Below are 19,991 nucleotides of genomic sequence, written 5' to 3'. Positions count from 1 at the left end.
CGCCGTCGCCGTCCCCGGCTCCCCCGCCATCGCCGAACTGTCGCCCCGCGCCCTGCACGCGCGCCTGCTCGAGAACGCGGCCCTGCGCCGCAGGCGCGGCCTCGAGCGTCGGCGCAGCAACCGGTCGGAAGACGCCGACTACTGGCTCAACGCCGCGCCGGTGGCCGTCCGCAAGGCCAGCGCCCTGCGCGAGGAAAAGAGCTTCGCGCCCCTGCCCTGACGCGCTCGTTCGGCCGGGCTCTTCACCCCCTCTCCCGAACATGCTTGGCTGTGACCGGGGATCGGGGACGGAGACCGCCATGAAACCGCTGATCATCGCCGCCGCTCTCGCCGCCGTCCTGACGGCCGCGCCCGCCTTCGCCCAGGACGCCTGGCGCGCCCATTCCCCCGAGGTCCAGGCCGTCGACGCCGCCGTGCGCGCGCCGCTTGAAGCCTACCTTCGCGGCCACGCCACCGGACGCGCCGAAGACTTCCGCCCCGCCTTCCACCCGGACGCCCAGCTCTGGGGCATGCGCAACGGGACGCTGATCCGGATGACGGCGGAGCAGTACATCAGCCGCGCGTCCGGCGCCCCGCCCGCCGACGAGGCGCAGCGCCGCCGCTGGATCGAGAGCATCGACATCACGGGCGACACCGCCGTGGCCAAGATCGTGCTGGACTACCCGACGGTGCGCTTCACCGACTACATGGCCCTGTCGCGCATCGACGGCCGCTGGGTGATCGTCAACAAGATGTTCCAGGCCGAACCGAAGGCGGCGGCCAACTAGCCACGGCCAGACTCCTGTGGTTGTGTCTCCCCACATCTCCGGGGGGAACAGAACCATGAACCGTCTCGCCATCGCCGCGGCCGTCGCCGCGCTCGCCACAACCACGCCCGTCGCGGCGCAGGACATCGCCGGCCCCGTCGCCGCCGCGGTCGATCAGTTCGGCCAGAGCATGGCGGAATCGATGACCGGCGGTCCCGGCCTGTTCGTCACCGCCCAGGGCGAGGCGCCGATGCCGGCCGCCGCCTCGACGCCGATGACGGTCACCATCAAGGGAACGGGCCAGACGGCGGTCGCGGCCGTCGCCGACCGCAACGCCCAGCTGGAGCGCGTCCGCTCCGTCGCCAACCGCTTCGACGTCGCCATGGATGTCGGCGCCACCAACTATTCGATCGGCGAGACGACGCCCGCCTGGTTGAGCGGCGACGCTCCCATGGCTGACATCGATTGGGATGACCCGGACGCCGCGGCCGCCGGGATCGACGCCGCTGCGGGCGAAACCGATCCCCGCACCGTGACCGCCTCCGTCCAGGTCAAGCTGGATCGGCCGAACGAGTCACGCCTGCCCGAGTTCGTCGACGCCCTCGTCGACGCCGGCGTGAGCAATCTGGACGATAGCCTGAACGGCCTGAACCTCGGCGCCATGACGCCCTTCCTGTCCCTGCTCGGACTGGACGGCGCCCGCGACCCGGGCGAGGCGGTCTGGAATCAGGCCACGGCCGACGGCGTGCGCAAGGCCCGCGCCCAGGCCGAAACCATCGCCGAAGCCTCCGGCCGCCGTCTCGGGCCTGTCCGCTACGTCAGCGTCCTGATGCGCTCCCACGACGGCGAGAACGCCTTGGTCAGCGTGGCGGTGCGGTTCGGGTTCGAGGAGTAGGCGGGTCCACTGACGGGCCGGGAGGGCCAAAACCCTGCCAACCCATACCCTGTCATCCCGACACTTCGCGGGTCATTCCGACACTCCCGCGCGCCTTCGCCGGCAGTCGAAATCGCGCCTTGTCGCGCCCACGTCCGCTTCTGACGCAGCACCGTGCTTCACTGCTCAAAGCCCCACCGGGCCTGGTCTTTGACAGCACAGATCCGCACCGGCGCCGCCTTCAGGCCCGGTTTTCGCCCAGTCAGGGCGTGCGAGTCTGATCAGGCGGACTCGCACATCGCATTTTTTGAAGACGCACCCTGTCATCCCGTACCCCCGGGATGCGATCGCAGCCTCAGCCCTTCATCGAGTCCGCGAAGCGCTGGAACAGGTAGAGGCTGTCGGTCGGTCCCGGCGACGCCTCCGGGTGATGTTGCACGCTGAACACCGGCCGGTCCTTCAGGGCGATGCCGCAGTTGGTGCCGTCGAACAGGCTGACGTGGGTCTCGACCACCGCGTCCGGCAGACTGTCGCGGTCGACGGTGAAGCCGTGGTTCATCGACACGATCTCAACCTTGCCCGTGGTCAGGTCCTTGACCGGATGGTTGGCCCCGTGGTGGCCCTGATCCATCTTGATCGTCTTCGCCCCCAGCGCGAGGGCCAGCATCTGGTGGCCGAGGCAGATGCCGAACATCGGCTTGCCGCTGTCGACCAGCTTGCGGATTTCCGGCACGGCGTAGACGCCCGTCGCGGCCGGATCGCCCGGCCCGTTGGACAGCACCACCCCGTCCGGATTGCGCGCCAGAATGGCCTCGGCCGTGGTGTCGGCCGGGACCACGGTGATCTTCGCGCCGGTCGAGGCCAGGGCGCGCAGGATGTTGCGCTTCACGCCATAGTCGATGACCACCACCGACCGGTTCGACGCGTCGACGCGCGGATGGCCTTCGGGCCAGTCCCACAGCCCCTCGTCCCAGTCGAACGACTGCAGGGTCGAGGCGTCCTTGGCCAGGTCGAGGCCGACCAGCCCGGTCCACGCCTTCGCCTGGGCTGTCAGGGCCTCCAGATCGAAGCGGCCTTCCGGATCGTGGGCGATCACCGCGTGCGGCGCGCCGGCGTCGCGGATGCGCGCCGTCAGCGCCCGGGTGTCGGCACCGGCCAGCCCGACCACGCCGCGCCGCTTCATCCAGCCGTCGAAATCGCTCTCGCTGCGCCAGTTGGCCGGATCGGTCGGCATGTCGCGGAAGATCGCCCCGCGCGCCGCGGTGTCGGACCCGCCGCCGATCTGTTCGATGTCCTCCATATTCACCCCTGTGTTGCCGACGTGCGGGAAGGTGAAGGCGAGGATCTGGCTCATGTAGGACGGGTCGGTCAGGATCTCCTGATAGCCGGTCATGGCGGTGTTGAAGACGACCTCGCCGAGGGCCGAGCCGGTCGCGCCGCAGCCGAGGCCCTGCAGGATGGTTCCGTCCGCCAGCGCGAGCACGCCGGTGACGCCGGGAAGAAGCTTGGTGGTCATGGCAGGCTCCGTAACACCGAATCCCGGCGAGCAAACGGCGCGGTGGTTAGGCGTCGCCCGCCACGGGGTCAACGCGCGAGCGCGACTTTCTGAGGAACGCCATCCACGCCAGGCTCGTCACGACGAAGAAGCCGACCGTCGGCAGGATGTATCCCGGCGCGGCGGCGGCCACGGCGGCGGTGGCGAACAGGAAGCCGACGACGGCCGTGATCCGCGCCCGCGAGCGCCGCGCCAGCCGGAACAGGGCCGCCGAACAGATGGCGTAGACCACCAGACTGAGCACCGCCGTGACCCCGACCAGCATTCCGAACTGGCCGCCCAAGGTCGGCTGGCCCGAGATCACCGCGACCACGCTCATGATCGCCCCGCCCAGCAGCGGATTGGCGATCGGGGTGCGCTCGCCGGCCCCGAAGCCGGAGGGCAGATAGCCCTGCCGCGCCGCCGACCGCGCCGTCTCGCCGCCCAGCATGACCCAGCCGCCGACGGTGCCGATCGTCTTGATCACGGCGCAGACGGCCACGATCCCGGCGATCGAGGCCCCGAACACCCGCGCCGCCAGATCGGCGTACGGACTGCTCGACTCGGCCAGCACGTCGGCGGGGATGACCCCGAACACGGCCACCGTCGCCGCGATGTAGATGACCGTCGCCAGCAACACGCCCGCCACCGACGCCCGCCCGACGTCGCGTCCGGGATGCTTGACCCGGACCGACAGCGCCGCTGCGCTCTCGACCCCGAGAAAGGCCCAGAAGATGATCGCCAGCGACGCCGGCACGCTCTGGAGCAGCGGCGTTCCCGACGGGCTCCAGGAGTCGGCGAAGGTCTGAGGGTCGAAGGCCATGACCCCCGCCGCGACGGCGATGACGATCGGCGCCAGGCCGATGGCCAGCGCCACCGCCGCCAGGCTCGACGCCGTCCGCGCGCCGATGATGTAGGCGAAGGTCGCCAGCCAGATGATGCCGAGGTTGCAGAAGGTCGCCGCCACCGGGTCCCTCAGCACCGGCCAGAAGAAGCCCAGGTAGCCTGTCGCCGCCACCGCGATGGCGACATTGCCGACGAGGCAGGCGGTCCAGAAGGCCAGCGCCGTCTGATAGCCGAAGAAGCGGCCCAGCCCCCGCTCCGCGAAGCCCGGCAGCCCGTCCGCGTCCGGCTGCAACCGGCCCAGCGCGCCGAACACCAGCGCCAGCGTCACCGCCCCCGCCCCCGCCACCAGCCAGCCGATCAGGCTGGAGCTGCCCACCGGCGCCAGACTGACGGGCAGCAGGTAGACGCCCGAGCCGATCATGTTTCCGGCCACGACCAGCGCCGCCAGCCCCCAGCCCAGCTTGTGTCGCTCCGTCAGCGGCTCCTCGGCCAGCGGAAGGTTCGGACGGACGTCGGTCATGCATGAACCTCGGCGAGACGGGACTGGAACCAAGCCACGGCGGCCTCATGCCGGGCGCTGAGCACGCCCGTATCATAGGCCCCGGCCAAGAGATTGGCCTGCACCGCCTCGCAGATGCGGACGTCCTCGGCCGTCAAACGATCGGAAGCCGCCAGCGCCTCTCGCAACGCGTTCGCGCCGCCGTCGTTGAGGAACAGATAGTCCAGCCGCGTTCGCCCCGGCCCCACCGGCGTCATCCGCTCGATCATGGCCCCGTCCCGATAGACGTTGATCCCCAGGTTCGGCCACAGCCAGCCCCAGACGCCCGCCTGCGGGCCGTCGTTGACGCCGACCGCCTCCTGCACGACCAGATCGCCCTCGACCCGGACCCGATACTCGGCCGCGCCCAGCTCCCCCGCCAGCGCCGGATGCACCGCCCCGATGTGGTAGCCCTCCAGATAGTTCTCGACATAGACCTTCCAGTCGCAGGCCAGATCGTGGCTCCGGCGCAGGGCCGGCGCGGCGATCTCCAGACCCCGCTCCGCAAGCAACGTCTCCAGCGGTCCGACATGCGCGGCGAGCGGCGCCGCCTCGGGGTCGAGGTTCACGAAAGCCAGCCCCCGCCAGGTCTCCAGGCGCACGCCCAGAAGGCCGAAGTCGCGGGGATCGAACCCGTCGACAGATCCAAACCCGGTCGCCGCCCGCAGCCGGCCGTCCAGCGCATAGCGCCAGCCATGGTAGGCGCAGACCAGTTCGCCATCGCAGTGGCCGGCGGCGCCCTGCGCCAACGGTCCGGCCCGGTGACGGCAGACGTTGTGGAACGCCCGCAGCACCCCGTCCTTCCCGCGGACGACCAGCAGCCTGTGTCCGGCGATATCGGTCGCGATCCAATCCCCCGGAGCGGTCGCTTCCGCTTCGTGTCCCAGGAACAGCCAGGCGCGGCCGAACACCGCCGTCCGCTCCCGGAGCCAGGCGTCGGGACAACCATAGAGACGGGCGGGAAGCGTGACCTGCATGGCCGATCAAGGCCCGCGGCCGGCCGCGACGTCAACCGTCCTCAGACGATAACGGCCTCCATGCCCGCGAACACGGCGTGGGTGGCCCCGGCGGCCTGGGCGGCCAGCCCCCGATCCGGTCGCAGGTTGAGCAACATCACCTGCGGGCAGGCTCGCCGGGCCGCCCCGATCAGTTGCGCCGCCCCCTGCCAGTCGCGGGCGCGCTCGTGCTCGACGCCGGCGAAGTCGATCGCCAGGCACTGGGCCCGCACCTGCGACAGCCGCGCCGCCGCGCCGGCGTCCGGCGCGATATGCAGAATCAGCCCCAGCGACCCCGTCTCGAAATGTTCGATCGCTTCCTGAATAGCGTCTACCGGGGCCTGCTCCAGCCCTCCCATGACCTCGATCAGAAGGGTCCCCGGCGCGGACTCGTGCTGCATCTCCGCGCACAGCAGGTCGAACCGGCCGCCGCTCGAGGCCATCGTGCGCCAGAAGGCGGGCAGCACGCCGCTGTCATGTGTCCCGAGGCGCAACAGGTCGAGGCCGTTCCGGAGGGTCTGGGTGTCGATGCGGATCAGGTCCACGGGCTCGAGCGTGCGGCGGCCCAGTCCGATCAGGGCGGTTTCGCCGCCGCGATGGCGCACGCTCCGGCGAATCCGTCGTGCGACGGGGGTGGAGCGGACGAGATCGAAGACGGGCTGCGCCGCCAGGGTCACGACCAGTTCGCGCCGGGCGCGGGTCAGAAGCGAGAAGGTCAGGCTCTCATAGGGGGCCGCATAGGACCGGCGCTCGCCGATGTGGGCGATCGCTTCCTTCAGTCCATCCTCCGGCACGTCGTCCGCCAACGAGCGCGTGAACGTGGCGGGGTACCCTGGGTCGTGCCTCATGACCGTTGTCTCCAGCCGGTCGAAAGAAAGGCCCCCTTGGGTTCAGAAGCGCCGCAAGGTGAAAACACATTGCTGACGAAGGTGGTCAAAGGCCGATAACCATGCCGATTCCCGGCGCGGGACTCCGCCCTGTTCCAGACGTTGACCGGACCGTCGGCGCGCGTCAGGAGAGCCCATGACCATCACCACGGTCGGCCTCGATGCCGACGACACGCTCTGGCACAACGAAACCGTCTTCCGGCTGACCCAGGCGCGGTTTCTCGAGCTGCTGACGGACCACGACAACGGCGCGATCGAGGCGCGGCTGGCCGAAATCGAACGGCGCAATCTGCGGCTCTATGGTTACGGCGTGAAGGGGTTCACCCTTTCCATGATCGAGACGGCGATGGAGATGTGCGGCGGCGATCCGCCCGCCGGCGTGATCCGCGAGATCCTGGCGGCCGGCCGCGAGATGCTGGCCCATCCGGTCGAGACCCTCCCCGGCGTCGACGAGGCCCTGGCCCGGCTGTCGGAGCGCTACCGGCTGGTGCTGGTCACGAAGGGCGATCTGCTGGACCAGGAACGCAAGCTGGCGGCGTCCGGATTGGGCGAGCTGTTCGCGGCCGTGGAGATCGTCTCGGAGAAGGACCGGACGACCTACGAGCGGGTGTTCGCCCGGCATGGCACGGGACCGGGCGAGGCCGTGATGGCCGGGAACTCGATGAAGTCCGACGTCCTGCCGGCGCTGGATGCGGGGGCCTTCGCGGTCCATATCCCCTATGCGATCACCTGGGCGCACGAGTTGGCGGATGCGCCCGAAGCCCACCCGCGCTACGGCGCGCTCAACAGCATCACCGCCCTGCCGGACTGGATCGATGGGCGGTCGGACGGATAAGCGCTTGCTCCTCCGCCCCCCCGTCTTTAGACGGGCCGCTTAGCCGACAACCCGAACTGATCCGCGCTGGCCGCCGCCCGCGCCGGGTCCGCGCGCGCAAGGAGCGTGACCGCCCGTGCTTGAAGATGAGGTCCCTCACGAAGAGCGCGACGCCATGATCCGGGCGTCCCTCGCGGCGCATGGCGACAGCGGCGTCACGCCGCGGCACACCCTGTTCTACTTCTACGGGGACGGAGCCCACGACGACCTGAATGAGGTGGCGCGGCGGGCCGGCTTCCTGACCCGGGGCGACGACGACTGCACCATCCTCGAAACTACGATGGCGGTGGACGAAGCATCGTTCTCGCCCGTCTCCACCATGATGCAATCCTGGGCCGCGGCCTTCCAGCTGGACTACGACGGCTGGGAGTGCGCGGTGCTGACGAACTGAAGACCCAAGAAGAAGAGCCTCAGGCCCATGCCCAAACGCACAGACTTGAAATCCATACTGATCATTGGGGCGGGGCCCATTGTGATCGGGCAGGCGTGCGAGTTCGATTACTCGGGCGTGCAGGCGTGCAAGGCGCTGAAGGCGGAGGGGTATCGGGTCATCCTGGTCAACTCCAATCCGGCCACGATCATGACCGACCCGGAGGTGGCCGACGCCACCTATATCGAGCCGATCACGCCGGAGTTCGTCGAGCGCATCATCGCCAAGGAGCGGCCCGACGCCCTGCTGCCGACCATGGGCGGGCAGACGGCGCTGAACACGGCCCTGGCGCTGGATGCGAGCGGGGCGCTGAAGAAATGGGGCGTCGAGATGATCGGGGCCCGCGCCGACGTCATCGACAAGGCCGAGGACCGCCAGAAATTCCGCGACGCCATGGACAAGCTGGGTCTCGAGAGCCCGCGGTCCAAGGCCATCCACCACATCGACGAGGCCGACGCCGCGCTGGAGTTCGTCGGCCTGCCGGCCATCGTCCGGCCCAGCTTCACCCTCGCCGGCACCGGCGGCGGCATCGCCTACAATGTCGAGGAATACCGCGAGATCGTCGAACGCGGCCTCGACCTGTCGCCGACCACCGAGGTGCTGGTCGAGGAAAGCGTGCTGGGCTGGAAGGAGTATGAGATGGAGGTCGTCCGCGACAAGGCGGACAACTGCATCATCATCTGCTCGATCGAGAACATCGACCCGATGGGGGTGCACACCGGCGACTCCATCACCGTCGCCCCGGCCCTGACGCTGACCGACAAAGAGTACCAGCGCATGCGCACGGGCTCGATCAACGTCCTGCGCGAGATCGGCGTCGAGACCGGCGGATCGAACGTGCAGTGGGCCATCAATCCGGCCGACGGCCGCATGGTGGTGATCGAGATGAACCCGCGGGTGTCGCGGTCCTCGGCCCTGGCGTCCAAGGCCACCGGCTTCCCGATCGCCAAGGTCGCGGCGCGCCTGGCCGTCGGCTACACGCTGGATGAACTGACCAACGACATCACCATGGTCACGCCGGCCTCGTTCGAGCCGAGCATCGACTATGTCGTCACCAAGATTCCGCGTTTCGCCTTCGAGAAATACCCCGGCGCCGAGGCGACCCTGTCGACCTCGATGAAGTCGGTCGGCGAGGTCATGGCCATCGGGCGGACCTTCCAGGAGTCGATGCAGAAGGCCCTGCGCGGGCTGGAGACCGGCCTGACCGGCTTCAACGAGATCGACATCGACGGCGTTGTCGACGTCGAGGACGACGCCTCGGCCCGAGCCGCCGTGGTGCGGGCGCTGGGGCAGCCGACGCCGGACCGCATTCTGGTCATCGCCCAGGCCTTCCGCCACGGCCTGTCGGTCGAAGAGGTCAATGCGGCGTGCTCGTACGAGCCCTGGTTCCTGCGCCAGATCGCCGACATCGTGCGCACCGAAGGCCACATCCGCGTCACGGGTCTGCCGACCGACGCCACCGCCTTCCGCAAGCTGAAGGCCAAGGGCTTCGCCGACGCCCGTCTCGCCCAGCTGACCGGCACGACCGAGGCCGCAGTGCGCAAGGCCCGCCGCGCGCTGAACGTCCGCCCCGTGTTCAAGCGCATCGACACCTGCGCCGCCGAGTTCGCCTCGGCCACGGCCTATATGTATTCGACCTATGAGACCGGCTCCCTGGGCCAGGTTCCGCAGTGCGAATCCGCTCCAACCGACAGAAAAAAGGCGATAATTCTGGGCGGCGGGCCGAACCGTATCGGGCAAGGGATCGAGTTCGATTACTGCTGCTGCCACGCGGCCTTCGCCTTCGCCGACATCGGCGTCGAGTCGATTATGGTCAACTGCAACCCCGAGACGGTCTCGACCGACTACGACACTTCCGACCGGCTGTATTTCGAGCCGCTGACGGCCGAGGACGTGCTGGAGCTGATCGAGGTCGAGCGCTCGACCGGCGACCTGATCGGCGTGGTCGTCCAGTTCGGCGGCCAGACGCCGCTGAAGCTGGCCCACGCGCTGCACGAGGACGGCGTGCCCATCCTCGGCACCTCGCTGGATTCCATCGACCTTGCCGAGGACCGCGAGCGTTTCCAGGTCATGCTGCACGACATCGGCCTGATGCAGCCGCCCAACGGCCTGGCCCGCAGCGCCGAGGAAGCCGCGCAGAAGGCGGACGAGGTCGGCTATCCGGTCGTGCTGCGGCCCTCGTATGTGCTGGGCGGGCGCGGCATGGTCATCGTCCACGACCGCGAACAGCTGGACCGCTATGTCGGCGAGGCCATGCGGGTGTCGGGCGACGACCCCGTGCTGATCGACCACTATCTGAACCGCGCCACCGAGGTCGACGTCGACGCCCTGTGCGACGACGAGACGGTGTTCGTGGCCGGGGTGCTGGAGCATATCGAGGAGGCCGGGGTGCACTCGGGCGACAGCGCCTGCTCGATGCCGCCCCACTCCCTGTCGGCGGAGACGGTGGCCGAGCTGAAGCGCCAGACCGAGGCCATGGCCCGGGCCCTGAAGGTGCGCGGCCTGATGAACGTCCAGTTCGCCATCGAGGAGCCGCACAGCGCCGAACCGCGCATCTTCGTGCTGGAGGTCAATCCGCGCGCCAGCCGCACGGCGCCCTTCGTGGCCAAGACCATCGGGCAACCCATTGCTTCAATAGCGGCCAAGGTCATGGCCGGCGTGCCGCTGAAATCCTTCGGCCTGACCGACAAGCCGTATGACCATATCGCGGTCAAGGAAGCGGTCTTCCCGTTCGCCCGCTTCGCCGGGGTCGACACGGTTCTGGGTCCCGAGATGCGCTCGACCGGCGAGGTCATGGGGCTGGACTGGAAGCGTGACGGCGAGGCCGACATGGCCCCCGCCTTCGCCCGCGCCTTCGCCAAGAGCCAGATCGGCGGCGGCACCACCCTGCCCGTCGCCGGCTGCGCCTTCGTCTCGGTCAAGGAGGACGACAAGCCCTTCATCGTCGAGGCGGTCCAGACGCTGATCGGCGAGGGTTTTTCGATCATCGCCACGGCGGGAACCCACGCCTATCTGACCGGACAGGGCTTCGAGGTCGGGCTGGTCAAGAAGGTGCTGGAAGGCCGGCCGCACATCGTCGACGCGATGAAGAACGGCGAGGTCCAGCTGGTCTTCAACACCACCGAGGGCAAACAGTCGCTGCAGGACAGCTTCAGCCTGCGCCGCACGGCCCTGATGATGAAGATCCCCTATTACACCACCACGGCGGGGGCGCTGGCGGCGTCGCAGGCCATCGGGGCGATCAAGGCCGGCGACCTCGATGTGCGACCGATCCAGGATTATGCGCACGACTGACCAGTTCGTGGCTATTTCGACCATGGGGCGACTGCAAACACGGGCGCAGTTTGGTCAGGTCGGCCATGAAGAATAGTGCGGAGGCTGAAGGTCCATCAGGCGGGCGTTCTTTCTTTTCCGATCCGTCATCCTCGGGCTTGACCCGAGGATCAGAGGCGAGAGGCGGACTGTGCGATTGGGACGGCCCCGCGAGCGGGCCCGTGCGCCTTCTGACGGAGCAGCGGACGGTCTGATCCTCGGGTCAAGCCCGAGGATGACGGCAGGGGCTGGTGGGACGGCCAAGCGGCGGCATACGTCCGTTTCTGACGTAACGGCGTGCGATCCTCTCCCGATGGAACACTACCGTTTGCGCAAATATCGCGGGCCGGAGACCTGGGCGCAGGTTCGCAAGGCCTATGTGGCGGGGGAGTCCGCGCCGTCGGTCGCGCGCCGATTCGATGTCGGGCTGTCGAACCTGCGGCGGCGGGCCATGGCCGAGGGCTGGACCCGCAAGCGGATCGCCGAACAGATGGATCTGAAACCGGTGCGCGGCGGGGCCGACGATCCAGGGCCGGGGTTGGCCCCGCTGGCGCCGCCCGAAGACCTGCCCGATCTGTCCGGGCTCGATCCGGAGGTCTCGCTCGCCCTCGCCCTGAACCGCGCGACCGTCCTGGTCGGCGAGGGGCGGGCTACAGAGGCGCGCGCCCTTGCCCAGGCGGTCGAGGCTCTGGAACGCATGTGGGACGCGGCGGCCGAGCGCGAGTGGCGACGGGCGTCGCAAGCGGGCGAGAGGTCGGACGCGGACCGGTAGGCCCCGGGCGCCCTATATGCCCGCCATCGGATCGGCTCGCGCCTGAACAATTCGTAACGGGCCACGCGGAAACCCAAGGGCTAAGCCTCCGGCGAACCTTCACCGGAGCCCCTCATGTCGCATCGCCTGTTGTTCGCTCTCGCCCTGTCGCTGGCGGCCGCCGCGCCCGCCGCGGCGCAGACGCCGCCGGCGCTGCAGCCCGTCCAGCTGCTCAGCGAACGGCGCATCGACGAACGACCGGCCCTGATGGTCCTGGGCACCGCGCATCTGGCCAACAACAACGCCGACGTGCTGCGCACCGAGGTCGATAATGTATTGAGCCCGGCCCGGCAGGCGGAGATTGAGGCCGTGGTCGAGGCGTTGGCCCGGTGGCGGCCGACGCGGATCGCGGTGGAGATCGACACCACCGGCCAGGCGAGACTGGACCGGCGCTACGCCGACTATCGCGCCGGGACCTATGCCCTGACGGCCAGCGAGGTCGACCAGATCGGCCTTCGGCTGGCGGCCCGGCTCGGCCACGAGCGGGTCTACGGCGTCGACTGGAACGACATGCCGCCGGGCGAGGAGGCGGATTACAATTGGATCGACGGGGCCGAGGCCGCCGGCGAGCAGGCGCGCATGGCGACGCTGCGGAATCCGGCGCGGGGCCAGCGCATGACGGACCTTGTCCAGTCCCGGCCCATCCCCGAATGGCTGGCGGTGATGAACACGCCCGAGTTCCTGCTGGGCATGCACCGGACCTATTACGAATACGCCCTGCTCGGCGGGCGTGAAGTCAATCAGGGGGCGAACTGGGTCGGGGCCTGGCACGGGCGGAACCTGAAGATCTTCGCCAATCTGGTGCGTCTGGCCGACGATCCGGGCGAGCGGGTGCTGGTCATCTACGGCGCCGGACACGCCTTCCTGCTGAACCGGTTCGCGGAGGAGAGCGGGGCGTTCAACGTCGAGCGGCCGGGCGACTGGCTGGCGCCGTCCGCCCGCTAGATCCCCGCCGTCGGATCGGGCTCGGCCGTTGCGTCGCGCCCCTCGACGATCCGCGCCGCCGCGAGGTCGCCGGTGACGTTGCCGATGGTGCGGAAGATGTCGGGGATGACCTCGACCGCCAGCAGCAGGGGCAGGACCTGGATCGGCACGCCCATGGCCAGGCAGATCGGGGCGACGGAGACGAAGAAGCTGATCTGGCCCGGCAGGCCGACCGAGCCGATGGAGATGGCGATGGCCGTCAGGCCGCCGGCGACCCAGGCGGCGGGGCCGAGGTCGACGCCGTGCAGGTGGGCGACATAGATGACCACGGCGAGGTTGGCGACCGGGCTGGTGATGCGGAACACCGCCACCGCCAGCGGCAGGACCAGACCGGCCGTCGGGGTCGAGACGCCGAGCGCCAACCGCGCCTGCTCGACCATGGCCGGCAGGCTGGCCAGGGACGACTGGGTCGAGAAGGCGACGACCTGGGCGGGGATGATCCCCTGGGCGAACCGCGCCAGGCCGATCCGGCCCCAGGGCACGACGACGGCGTAGATCAGGACGATCAGGCCGATCTGGGCCAGGACGACCATGGAGACATAGTGGCCGAGGGTGCCCAGGGCGCCGAGGCCGGCGTTCAGCCCCACCCCCATCGACAGGGCGAAAACGCCGAGGGGGGCGGCCAGCAGCACCCAGTGGACGATGGTGATCATGGTCTCGGACACCGCCTCGAAGAACTCCACCAGCGGCGCGCGGCGGCTGGGGCCGAGCCGGGTGACGGCGAAACCGAAGGCGATGGCGAAGACCACGATGCCGAGGATGTTGTCCTCGACGGCGGCGCGCACGGGATTGGCGGGAGCCAGATTGGCGAGGAAGGCCGCGACGCCGCCGCCGGCCGCGCTCTCGCGCACCACCGCCGCGTCGGGCGCGCCGGCCAGCAGGGCGGCGGCCCCGGTCGGATCGATCGGCCACAACAGATGCAGGGCCTCGTTGGCGAAGATGGCGTAGACGGTGGCGCCGAGCAGGAGGACGGCGAAGACCATCAGCGCCTTCAGCGCCATCCGGCCGGTCGCCGCCGCGTCGGCGATCGAGGCGATGCCGGTGACCAGCAGGCTGAAGACCAGCGGGATGATGGTCATCTTCAGGGCGTTGAGCCACAGGGTCCCGATCGCGCCGATCAGGTCGGCGGTTCCCGCGCCGCCGGGCAGACCCCAGGCCTGGGCCGCGGCCCCCGCGAACAGACCGGCCAGCAGGGCGACGAGCACCCACAGGCTCAGGGACATCAGGGCGGAGCGGAGTCGGGAAGCGGCCATCCGGCGAAGCTAGGCGCCGCCGGGGGATTTTACCATCCGTCGCATACGCCGCCGTGAACGATCCTTAACTCGACCCCGCCGCCCCCGCCCCGCAAGCTGGGCCGCTGGCTGTCGCGGGAGGGGCGGATGCAAGGGATGCGGACGGGCTGGGGCTTCTATGCATGGGTGTTCGTGGCGGGGTTCGTCACCTTCGCTTTGCACGAGGGCGGGCATTGGCTGGCGGCGGTCCTGCTGGGCCACGAGGCGTATTCGGGCTGAACAGCGCCGGGGCGCGCGGAACGGTCGAGGCGGCCGATCAGATGATCATCTCCGCCGCCGGGCCCGCGGTGACGGTGGTCCAGGCGCTCGTCGCCCTGTGGCTGGTGCAGGCCCGGGCCAGCGCGGCGGCCTGGGTGGTCCTGTTCTGGGCCGCCTTCATGCGGTTCATGGCGACGGTCATCAGCCTGTTCCATCCGAACGACGAGGCCCGGATCAGTGAATGGCTGGGCTGGGGGATGTGGACCCTGCCGGTGCTGGTCACCGTGGGCCTGTTCACCTTGCTGGCGGTCGGCAGCGTCCGCCTGAGGGTGTCGTGGAAGACGCTGATCCTGACCTGGGTGGTCGCCTCGGTCGCCGTCAGCGCCGTGGTCGGACTGGACATGCTCACGAAGGGCTGAGGGCGCTCACGGCCGCCGCGACCTGATCGGCGGCTGTCTCGAGGGCGGCGGCGTCCAGCGAGGCGATCTCGACGCTGGCGACTTGCGCGCGAGCGCCGGCCTGACCCTGGCGGCGATAGGCCGGGTCGTAGTGGTGGACGATCAGCTCGGCGGCCAGGGCCTCGACCTCCCCGGCGGCGGCGAGGGCGCGCCACTCCGCAACCATTTGCTTGCTGATATGGGGCGGCAGGCGGGTCAGGGCGGTGTCGAGCGCGGTCGGGTCGGCGGCGATGGCGGCGTAGTCGCGCACGGTGCGGGCGGCGCGGACCGGGACCGGGGACTCCAGGCGGATCCTCGGAGCCGCGGACATGGCGGCCCACAGCGACGGCGGGATCACGCGCGCGCCGATCTTGCTGCTCTCGGCCTCGACCAGCACCGGGCGGGCCGGGTCAAGGCGGGACAGGGCGTCGTGCAGGCGGCTCTCGAAGGCCTTCTGGCTCGGCTGGCCGCCGGGCATGGCCCCGAACAGCGAGCCGCGATGGGCGGCGAGGGCCTCGAGGTCGAGGACCTGCGTCCCGCGCGCGGCCACGGCGCCGAGTAGGGCCGTCTTGCCGGCGCCGGTGGGGCCGTCGAGCAGGACGAGACGGTGCGGCAGCGGCGCGTCGTAGAGGGCCGCCTTCACCTGACGCCGCCAGGTCTGGTAGCCGCCGTCGAGCACGGTCACCGGCCAGCCGACCTGGTCCATCACCGTGACCATGGCCCCCGAGCGCTGACCGCCGCGCCAGCAGTAGACCAGCGGACGGAAGGAGCCGTCGCGGTCGCCCAAGGCGTCCTCCAGATGGGCGGCGATGTTGCGGGCCACGAGGGCGGCGCCGGTGCGGCGGGCGAGGAATTTGGAGCCCTGGACGTATTCGGTCCCGACCGCCGCGCGCTGGGCGTCGTCGAGAACGGGCAGGTTGATTGCGCCGGGGATGTGGTCGAGGGCGAACTCGGCCGGGCTGCGCACGTCGATCAGGGCGTCGAAGCCGTCGCGGGCCTGGGGCGACAGATCGACGGTGCGGCGGATCATGCGAGGACGCGGACCCGGGCCGGGCCGTCGACGACGCGGCCGACCACGGCGGCGCGGTCGAAGCCTTCAGTCCGGGCGAGGTCCAGCAGGGCCGGAGCCTCGCTCCCGGCCACGGCGATGAGCAGGCCGCCGGAGGTCTGGGGGTCGGTCAGCAGGTCGCGGCGCCAGTCGTCGAGCCCCGCGGGCAGGTCGACGCCCTCGCCGTAGCTGGCCCAGTTTCGGCCCGAGGCGCCGGTGCGCACGCCGGTCGCGGCCAGGGCCTCGACGCCGTCCAGCAGGGGCGGTCCGGCGGTGAGCTCGACCGTGAGGCCGGAGCCGCGGGCCATCTCGAGCGCATGACCCAGAAGGCCGAAGCCGGTGACGTCGGTGACGGCGTGGACGCCCTCGCGGCCGGCCAGCCGGGCGCCGAGGGTGTTGAGCTGCGTCGTGGAGGCGATCAGGGCGGCGTAGCCGGCGTCGTCCAGCCAGCCGGACTTGAAGGCCGCGCTGAGCACGCCGACGCCGAGGCCCTTGGTCAGGATCAGCACGTCCCCGGGCCGCGCGCCGCGGTTGGTCAGGACGTGGTCGGGATGGACCAGGCCGAGGGCCACGAGGCCGTAGATCGGCTCGACGCTGTCGATCGAATGGCCGCCGGCCACGGGGATGCCCGCCGCCGCGCAGACCGAGGCTCCGCCCTGCAGGATGCGGCCGATGGTCTCCGTCGACAGGACGTTGACCGGCATGCCGACGAGGGCCAGGGCGAAGATCGGCGTCGCGCCCATGGCGTAGACGTCCGACAGGGCGTTGGTCGCGGCGATCTGGCCGAAGTCGAACGGATCATCGACCACCGGCATGAAGAAGTCGGTGGTGGCCACCAGGGCCTGTTCGTCGTTCAGCCGCCAGACGGCGGCGTCGTCGCTGGTCTCGGTCCCGACCATCAGATTGGCGAAGGGCGCGGCCTGGGGCAGGTCCTTGAGGATGTCGCGCAGCACGGCCGGGGCCAGCTTGCAGCCGCAACCGCCGCCGTGGGCGAGGGAGGTCAGGCGGGGCTCGGTGGTGGTCATGCCCCGGCTTAGGGCGAAACCGCGGGTGAACTCAACAGGCGGGCGGGCCGGGTCTCACTCCTCCGGTTCGGGAGGCGGGGCGCGGGCCATGATGAAGGCGACGGCGGTGGCCTGGGCGGCGGCGCTGCGGCGGCGGGAGGTGGAGTCGTACAGGGCCGACAGGTAAGACCAGTCCCAATCGGTCATGCCGGTCACGCTGGACGGATCCTCGAACAGATTCAGCACGGTGTCGAAGGGGGCGGTGTCGGCCTCGAGGTCGACCTGGGCCAGGGTGACCATGGCCAGGTAGTCGCCCAGCTGCGCCGCGTTCAGGCCCGAGACCGAGTCGATGTCGACGATGACGATCGACTTGTAGAGCTGGTCCACGATCTGGCTGTTCAGCCGCGAGGCGCCGCCGTGTGACTGGATGATCGGCGCGCCCGCGCCGACGCAATCCTGTGGATTGCATCGCAGGATATCGGCGACCCGGGGATCGACGTGACCACTGGAGCGGTCGCCGGCGATGCGGACGGCGCGCTGTCCGGTCTCGGTGTTGATCGGCACGCTCAGCGACCACCAGCGCACCGGCCGCTCGCCGGCCTGGAACGCTCGCAGGGCCGCCCCGCCCCGGTCTATGCCGCCGCCCTGACCGCGGAACACGCGCGGCTCGGCCTCCACCAGGGCGCGGGTCAGGTTTCCAGCGTCGGCGGTGAAGACGACGATGATATTGGCTTCGCAGCCCGGCCCCTCGACCTCGATGCCGAGCTCGCCCGCCCGCGCGGCCAGCCGGTCGACGATCGGCTGGGCCACCGCCCGGTCCAGATTGGCGATGCCGGGGCAGATTTTGGGCCAGCGGCCGAGGCCCCGCCCGCGCGCCAGCGCCGCGACCTCGCCGACGAACTCCCGCGCCCGCTCGGCCCGCGCCCGGGCGATCACCTCAACGTCCTCGAGCTGGACGGCCGGGGACGGCGGGTCCTGGACGGGGTCCTGCGCCCCTCCGAGGGCGAGGACGGCCATCAGGGCGGCAAGGGACTGGATCACGCCGTCGCTCCACGTTCGGTTGAAGCCACCATGCCGCCGGGGGTCGGACGAGTCATTCCGAAACTGCACGGCTGATCCCTGATGGGCTACGCTTCGTATATCGCCTGATCCCTCCCCGGAGCCGACGCCATGATCACCGTCCACCACCTGAACGATTCCCGCTCGCAGCGGGTGCTGTGGCTGCTGGAGGAGCTGGGGCTGGCCTATGAGGTGAAGCGGTATCAGCGCGACGCCAAGACCATGCTGGCGCCGCCGGAGCTGAGGGCCATCCATCCGCTGGGCAAGTCGCCGGTGGTCGACGACGGCGAGGCGCGGCTGGCCGAGACCGGGGCCATCGTCGAATATCTGCTGGAAACCCACGGCGGGTCAGCCCTGCGCCCGGCGCGGGGGACGCCGGAAGGGCGGCGTTTCACCTACTGGCTGCACTACGCCGAGGGGTCGGCGATGACGCCGTTGCTGCTGAAGCTGATCTTCAGCCAGATCCCGAAGCGGGCGCCGCTGCTGGCGCGGCCGGTGGCCAAGGGCATCGCGCGGGGGATGAACGAACGGATGATCGACCCGCAGCTGGCGGCGCATACAGCCTATTGGGAGGCTGAACTGGCGAAGTCCGAGTGGTTCGCCGGCGACGCCTTCTCGGCCGCCGACATCATGATGAGCTTTCCGGTCGAGGCGGCGGGCAGCCGGGTCGGATACGGCGCGGACAAGCCGCGGCTGAAGGCCTTTCTGGAGCGCATCCACGCCCGCCCGGCGTATCAGCGGGCGCTGGAACGGGGCGGGCCCTACAGCTACGCCTGATCACGAGCCGGACGGGCCGGCGCCGAAGCCACACTGCGACCGGGACGAGAAAAGGCGGCCAGCGGAGCCGCAACCCGGGCGCGCCCGAACCGTTAACGGGCCATGCGACTGAAAACCATACAAGTCATCGCCGCGCTCGCGGCCGCCGTCGCCTTCATCCTCGCCTTCATGGCGGCGGGGGTTCTGCTGCTGTCCGGCCTGTTCATGGCGGCGGGCCTCGCGGCGGTCGGCTGGCTGGCCTGGAGCCTGGTTCGACAGGTCCGCAGACGCGACCGGAACCGAACCGCGTCCGGGTCCGTCTGAGAGAGGCCCTTGAACCTTTCGCCCGGGCGTCCTACCCTCTTGGGCCGGTCGCCTGCGCCCAGCGATCTTTGTGCCGAGTAAGTCTGTCAGTCGGGCTAGCCAAGAAACTCACGACATATGGAAAAAGTGCCGATGACGGCCGAGGGCTACCGTGCCCTCGACGATCAGTTGAAGCAATTGAAGTCGGTCGAGAGGCCGAGCGTCATTGCGGCCATTTCGGAGGCCCGCGAACACGGCGACCTGTCTGAGAACGCCGAGTATCACGCGGCCAAGGAACGGCAGGGCTGGATCGAGGGTCAGATCGCCGAGATCGAGGACCGGATCAGCCGCGCCCAGGTTATCGACGTCTCCAAGCTGAACGGAAGCCAGGTGAAGTTCGGCGCCACGGTCACCGTGGTCGACGAGGACACCGAGGAAGAGGGCCGCTACCAGATCGTCGGCGAGCACGAGGCCGATGTGAAGCAGGGCAAGATTTCCGTCGCTTCGCCGATCGCGCGCGCCATGATCTCCAAGGAGGTCGGCGACGTGGTCGAGGTCAACACCCCCGGCGGGGTGAAGGCCTACGAAATCCTCAAGGTCGAGTGGAAATAGGCCGATGACCGCTGCATCCGAAACGCGCCCGCCTCTGGTGTCGCACGTTTCGGTCGGCGTCACGGACCTGCACCGCGCCGGCGTCTTCTATGACGCCGTGCTGGCGGTCGTCGGCGCCCGCCGGATCATGGAGCACGGCGCCGGCATCGGCTACGGTCGGACCTTCCCCGAATTCTGGGCCAGCCTGCCGCGCGACAGCCGCGGTGCCCCGGTGGCGGGCGCGGGCGCCCACGTCTGTTTCAACGCCTCGGACCCGGACGCCGTGGTCGCCTTCCATGAGGCCGGACTGGCGGCGGGCGGCTACAGCGACGGCGCGCCGGGCCCCCGGCCGGAATATGCCCCCGGCTACTACGCGGCCTTCCTGCGCGATCCCGACGGCAACAAGGTCGAGGCCATGTGCTGGATTCCGCAACCCGACCCGGCGTGACCCCGCCGCTGTCCATATGGGTCG

At 70.0% G+C, this 19,991-nt stretch carries 22 protein-coding genes; 14 read left to right on the top strand and 8 right to left on the bottom strand.

Going from position 1 to position 19,991, the window contains the following annotated elements; genetic code table 11:
* The 3 genes from RDU12_RS02135 to RDU12_RS02125 all read left to right on the top strand — a co-directional run.
* A partial coding sequence (locus tag RDU12_RS02135) for a hypothetical protein (protein ID WP_308684035.1) occupies nucleotides 1–220 on the top strand: 220 nt, incomplete at its 5' end.
* A 79-nt stretch (nucleotides 221–299) separates the two neighbouring features.
* Entirely contained in the window at nucleotides 300–767 is a 468-nt protein-coding gene (locus RDU12_RS02130) for a nuclear transport factor 2 family protein (RefSeq protein WP_300289476.1), read from the top strand.
* A 55-nt stretch (nucleotides 768–822) separates the two neighbouring features.
* Nucleotides 823–1,641 (top strand): SIMPL domain-containing protein, encoded by an 819-nt coding sequence (locus RDU12_RS02125; protein WP_300289475.1) that lies wholly within the window; start codon nucleotides 823–825, stop codon nucleotides 1,639–1,641.
* A 334-nt stretch (nucleotides 1,642–1,975) separates the two neighbouring features.
* Here RDU12_RS02125 and carA read toward each other — a convergent pair whose 3' ends face one another.
* Genes carA through RDU12_RS02105 form a run of 4 tightly spaced genes read right to left on the bottom strand, consistent with a single transcriptional unit; the run spans nucleotide 1,976 to nucleotide 6,381 of the window.
* Complete coding sequence (carA, locus tag RDU12_RS02120; RefSeq protein WP_308684034.1) at nucleotides 1,976–3,136, bottom strand: glutamine-hydrolyzing carbamoyl-phosphate synthase small subunit; 1,161 nt, start codon at nucleotides 3,134–3,136, stop codon at nucleotides 1,976–1,978.
* A 46-nt stretch (nucleotides 3,137–3,182) separates the two neighbouring features.
* Nucleotides 3,183–4,520, bottom strand: a complete 1,338-nt coding sequence (locus RDU12_RS02115) for an amino acid permease (protein ID WP_300289472.1) — start codon at nucleotides 4,518–4,520, stop codon at nucleotides 3,183–3,185.
* The gene (locus tag RDU12_RS02110; RefSeq protein WP_300289471.1) at nucleotides 4,517–5,515 is read right to left on the bottom strand and encodes an aromatic ring-hydroxylating dioxygenase subunit alpha; all 999 of its coding nucleotides are present in this window, start codon (nucleotides 5,513–5,515) and stop codon (nucleotides 4,517–4,519) included. The genes RDU12_RS02115 and RDU12_RS02110 overlap by 4 nt, the downstream gene beginning before the upstream one ends.
* 41 nt (nucleotides 5,516–5,556) lie before the next feature.
* Complete coding sequence (locus RDU12_RS02105; protein ID WP_308684033.1) at nucleotides 5,557–6,381, bottom strand: hypothetical protein; 825 nt, start codon at nucleotides 6,379–6,381, stop codon at nucleotides 5,557–5,559.
* A gap of 175 nt (nucleotides 6,382–6,556) precedes the next feature.
* Here RDU12_RS02105 and RDU12_RS02100 point away from each other — a divergent pair, with 175 nt between their 5' ends.
* The 5 genes from RDU12_RS02100 to RDU12_RS02080 all read left to right on the top strand — a co-directional run bounded on the left by RDU12_RS02100 (nucleotide 6,557) and on the right by RDU12_RS02080 (nucleotide 12,792).
* Entirely contained in the window at nucleotides 6,557–7,255 is a 699-nt protein-coding gene (locus RDU12_RS02100; protein WP_300289469.1) for an HAD family hydrolase, read from the top strand.
* Nucleotides 7,256–7,370: 115 nt separating this feature from the next.
* Nucleotides 7,371–7,685, top strand: coding sequence for a ribonuclease E inhibitor RraB (locus RDU12_RS02095; protein ID WP_293983485.1), 315 nt, complete (start codon nucleotides 7,371–7,373; stop codon nucleotides 7,683–7,685).
* A 27-nt stretch (nucleotides 7,686–7,712) separates the two neighbouring features.
* Entirely contained in the window at nucleotides 7,713–11,018 is a 3,306-nt protein-coding gene (carB, locus tag RDU12_RS02090; RefSeq protein WP_300289467.1) for a carbamoyl-phosphate synthase large subunit, read from the top strand.
* Between the two features lie 331 nt (nucleotides 11,019–11,349).
* Nucleotides 11,350–11,808 carry a hypothetical protein gene (locus RDU12_RS02085; protein WP_300289465.1) on the top strand — a complete coding sequence of 153 codons (459 nt, stop codon included), beginning with the start codon at nucleotides 11,350–11,352 and terminating at the stop codon, nucleotides 11,806–11,808.
* Between the two features lie 114 nt (nucleotides 11,809–11,922).
* A complete protein-coding gene (locus tag RDU12_RS02080) occupies nucleotides 11,923–12,792 on the top strand; it encodes a DUF5694 domain-containing protein (protein ID WP_300289464.1) in 870 nt (289 codons plus the stop codon).
* Here the strand turns inward: RDU12_RS02080 and RDU12_RS02075 are convergent.
* Entirely contained in the window at nucleotides 12,789–14,054 is a 1,266-nt protein-coding gene (locus tag RDU12_RS02075; RefSeq protein WP_308684032.1) for a dicarboxylate/amino acid:cation symporter, read from the bottom strand. The two genes, RDU12_RS02080 and RDU12_RS02075, sit on opposite strands and share 4 nt — an antisense overlap.
* A gap of 156 nt (nucleotides 14,055–14,210) precedes the next feature.
* Here RDU12_RS02075 and RDU12_RS02070 point away from each other — a divergent pair, with 156 nt between their 5' ends.
* Together RDU12_RS02070 and RDU12_RS02065 are read left to right on the top strand one after the other, a co-directional pair.
* Nucleotides 14,211–14,342 (top strand): hypothetical protein, encoded by a 132-nt coding sequence (locus tag RDU12_RS02070; protein WP_300293540.1) that lies wholly within the window; start codon nucleotides 14,211–14,213, stop codon nucleotides 14,340–14,342.
* A gap of 41 nt (nucleotides 14,343–14,383) precedes the next feature.
* Complete coding sequence (locus RDU12_RS02065) at nucleotides 14,384–14,740, top strand: hypothetical protein (protein WP_300293542.1); 357 nt, start codon at nucleotides 14,384–14,386, stop codon at nucleotides 14,738–14,740.
* Here RDU12_RS02065 and mnmH read toward each other — a convergent pair.
* Genes mnmH through RDU12_RS02050 form a run of 3 tightly spaced genes read right to left on the bottom strand, consistent with a single transcriptional unit; the run spans nucleotide 14,727 to nucleotide 17,851 of the window.
* Nucleotides 14,727–15,788 carry a tRNA 2-selenouridine(34) synthase MnmH gene (mnmH, locus tag RDU12_RS02060; RefSeq protein WP_308684031.1) on the bottom strand — a complete coding sequence of 354 codons (1,062 nt, stop codon included), beginning with the start codon at nucleotides 15,786–15,788 and terminating at the stop codon, nucleotides 14,727–14,729. The two genes, RDU12_RS02065 and mnmH, sit on opposite strands and share 14 nt — an antisense overlap.
* Nucleotides 15,785–16,831 carry a selenide, water dikinase SelD gene (selD, locus tag RDU12_RS02055; RefSeq protein WP_308684030.1) on the bottom strand — a complete coding sequence of 349 codons (1,047 nt, stop codon included), beginning with the start codon at nucleotides 16,829–16,831 and terminating at the stop codon, nucleotides 15,785–15,787. Before selD ends, mnmH begins: the two co-directional genes overlap by 4 nt.
* Before the next feature lie 54 nt (nucleotides 16,832–16,885).
* Nucleotides 16,886–17,851, bottom strand: a complete 966-nt coding sequence (locus RDU12_RS02050; protein WP_308684029.1) for a hypothetical protein — start codon at nucleotides 17,849–17,851, stop codon at nucleotides 16,886–16,888.
* A gap of 129 nt (nucleotides 17,852–17,980) precedes the next feature.
* On the opposite strand from RDU12_RS02050, the gene RDU12_RS02045 reads away from it, so the two are divergent.
* The 4 genes from RDU12_RS02045 to RDU12_RS02030 all read left to right on the top strand — a co-directional run bounded on the left by RDU12_RS02045 (nucleotide 17,981) and on the right by RDU12_RS02030 (nucleotide 19,967).
* Entirely contained in the window at nucleotides 17,981–18,646 is a 666-nt protein-coding gene (locus tag RDU12_RS02045; RefSeq protein ID WP_300290203.1) for a glutathione S-transferase family protein, read from the top strand.
* Nucleotides 18,647–18,748: 102 nt separating this feature from the next.
* Nucleotides 18,749–18,949 carry a hypothetical protein gene (locus RDU12_RS02040; protein WP_300290202.1) on the top strand — a complete coding sequence of 67 codons (201 nt, stop codon included), beginning with the start codon at nucleotides 18,749–18,751 and terminating at the stop codon, nucleotides 18,947–18,949.
* Between the two features lie 117 nt (nucleotides 18,950–19,066).
* Nucleotides 19,067–19,540: a transcription elongation factor GreA gene (gene greA / locus RDU12_RS02035; RefSeq protein WP_300290201.1), complete on the top strand. Its 474-nt coding sequence runs from the start codon at nucleotides 19,067–19,069 to the stop codon at nucleotides 19,538–19,540.
* A gap of 4 nt (nucleotides 19,541–19,544) precedes the next feature.
* Nucleotides 19,545–19,967, top strand: a complete 423-nt coding sequence (locus RDU12_RS02030; protein ID WP_300290199.1) for a VOC family protein — start codon at nucleotides 19,545–19,547, stop codon at nucleotides 19,965–19,967.
* Nucleotides 19,968–19,991 lie beyond the last annotated feature (24 nt).

Source organism: Brevundimonas sp., from assembly GCF_031082345.1.
Classification (GTDB): Bacteria; Pseudomonadota; Alphaproteobacteria; order Caulobacterales; family Caulobacteraceae; genus Brevundimonas.
The sequence above is the reverse complement of the archived record's forward strand: the minus strand, read 5'-3'. Positions and strand labels throughout refer to the sequence as shown.

Bases quoted from the DNA above. Each gene is read 5' to 3' on its own strand.
- RDU12_RS02065 (WP_300293542.1), top strand. From the start codon at position 14,384: ATGATCATCTCCGCCGCCGGGCCCGCGGTGACGGTGGTCCAGGCGCTC.
- RDU12_RS02075 (WP_308684032.1), bottom strand. From the start codon at position 14,054: ATGTCCCTGAGCCTGTGGGTGCTCGTCGCCCTGCTGGCCGGTCTGTTC.
- RDU12_RS02040 (WP_300290202.1), top strand. From the start codon at position 18,749: ATGCGACTGAAAACCATACAAGTCATCGCCGCGCTCGCGGCCGCCGTC.
- selD (WP_308684030.1), bottom strand. From the start codon at position 16,831: ATGACCACCACCGAGCCCCGCCTGACCTCCCTCGCCCACGGCGGCGGT.
- RDU12_RS02045 (WP_300290203.1), top strand. From the start codon at position 17,981: ATGATCACCGTCCACCACCTGAACGATTCCCGCTCGCAGCGGGTGCTG.
- greA (WP_300290201.1), top strand. From the start codon at position 19,067: ATGGAAAAAGTGCCGATGACGGCCGAGGGCTACCGTGCCCTCGACGAT.
- carB (WP_300289467.1), top strand. From the start codon at position 7,713: ATGCCCAAACGCACAGACTTGAAATCCATACTGATCATTGGGGCGGGG.
- RDU12_RS02110 (WP_300289471.1), bottom strand. From the start codon at position 5,515: ATGCAGGTCACGCTTCCCGCCCGTCTCTATGGTTGTCCCGACGCCTGG.
- RDU12_RS02080 (WP_300289464.1), top strand. From the start codon at position 11,923: ATGTCGCATCGCCTGTTGTTCGCTCTCGCCCTGTCGCTGGCGGCCGCC.
- RDU12_RS02070 (WP_300293540.1), top strand. From the start codon at position 14,211: ATGCAAGGGATGCGGACGGGCTGGGGCTTCTATGCATGGGTGTTCGTG.
- carA (WP_308684034.1), bottom strand. From the start codon at position 3,136: ATGACCACCAAGCTTCTTCCCGGCGTCACCGGCGTGCTCGCGCTGGCG.
- RDU12_RS02130 (WP_300289476.1), top strand. From the start codon at position 300: ATGAAACCGCTGATCATCGCCGCCGCTCTCGCCGCCGTCCTGACGGCC.
- RDU12_RS02115 (WP_300289472.1), bottom strand. From the start codon at position 4,520: ATGACCGACGTCCGTCCGAACCTTCCGCTGGCCGAGGAGCCGCTGACG.
- RDU12_RS02125 (WP_300289475.1), top strand. From the start codon at position 823: ATGAACCGTCTCGCCATCGCCGCGGCCGTCGCCGCGCTCGCCACAACC.
- RDU12_RS02100 (WP_300289469.1), top strand. From the start codon at position 6,557: ATGACCATCACCACGGTCGGCCTCGATGCCGACGACACGCTCTGGCAC.
- RDU12_RS02085 (WP_300289465.1), top strand. From the start codon at position 11,350: ATGGAACACTACCGTTTGCGCAAATATCGCGGGCCGGAGACCTGGGCG.
- RDU12_RS02030 (WP_300290199.1), top strand. From the start codon at position 19,545: ATGACCGCTGCATCCGAAACGCGCCCGCCTCTGGTGTCGCACGTTTCG.
- RDU12_RS02105 (WP_308684033.1), bottom strand. From the start codon at position 6,381: ATGAGGCACGACCCAGGGTACCCCGCCACGTTCACGCGCTCGTTGGCG.
- mnmH (WP_308684031.1), bottom strand. From the start codon at position 15,788: ATGATCCGCCGCACCGTCGATCTGTCGCCCCAGGCCCGCGACGGCTTC.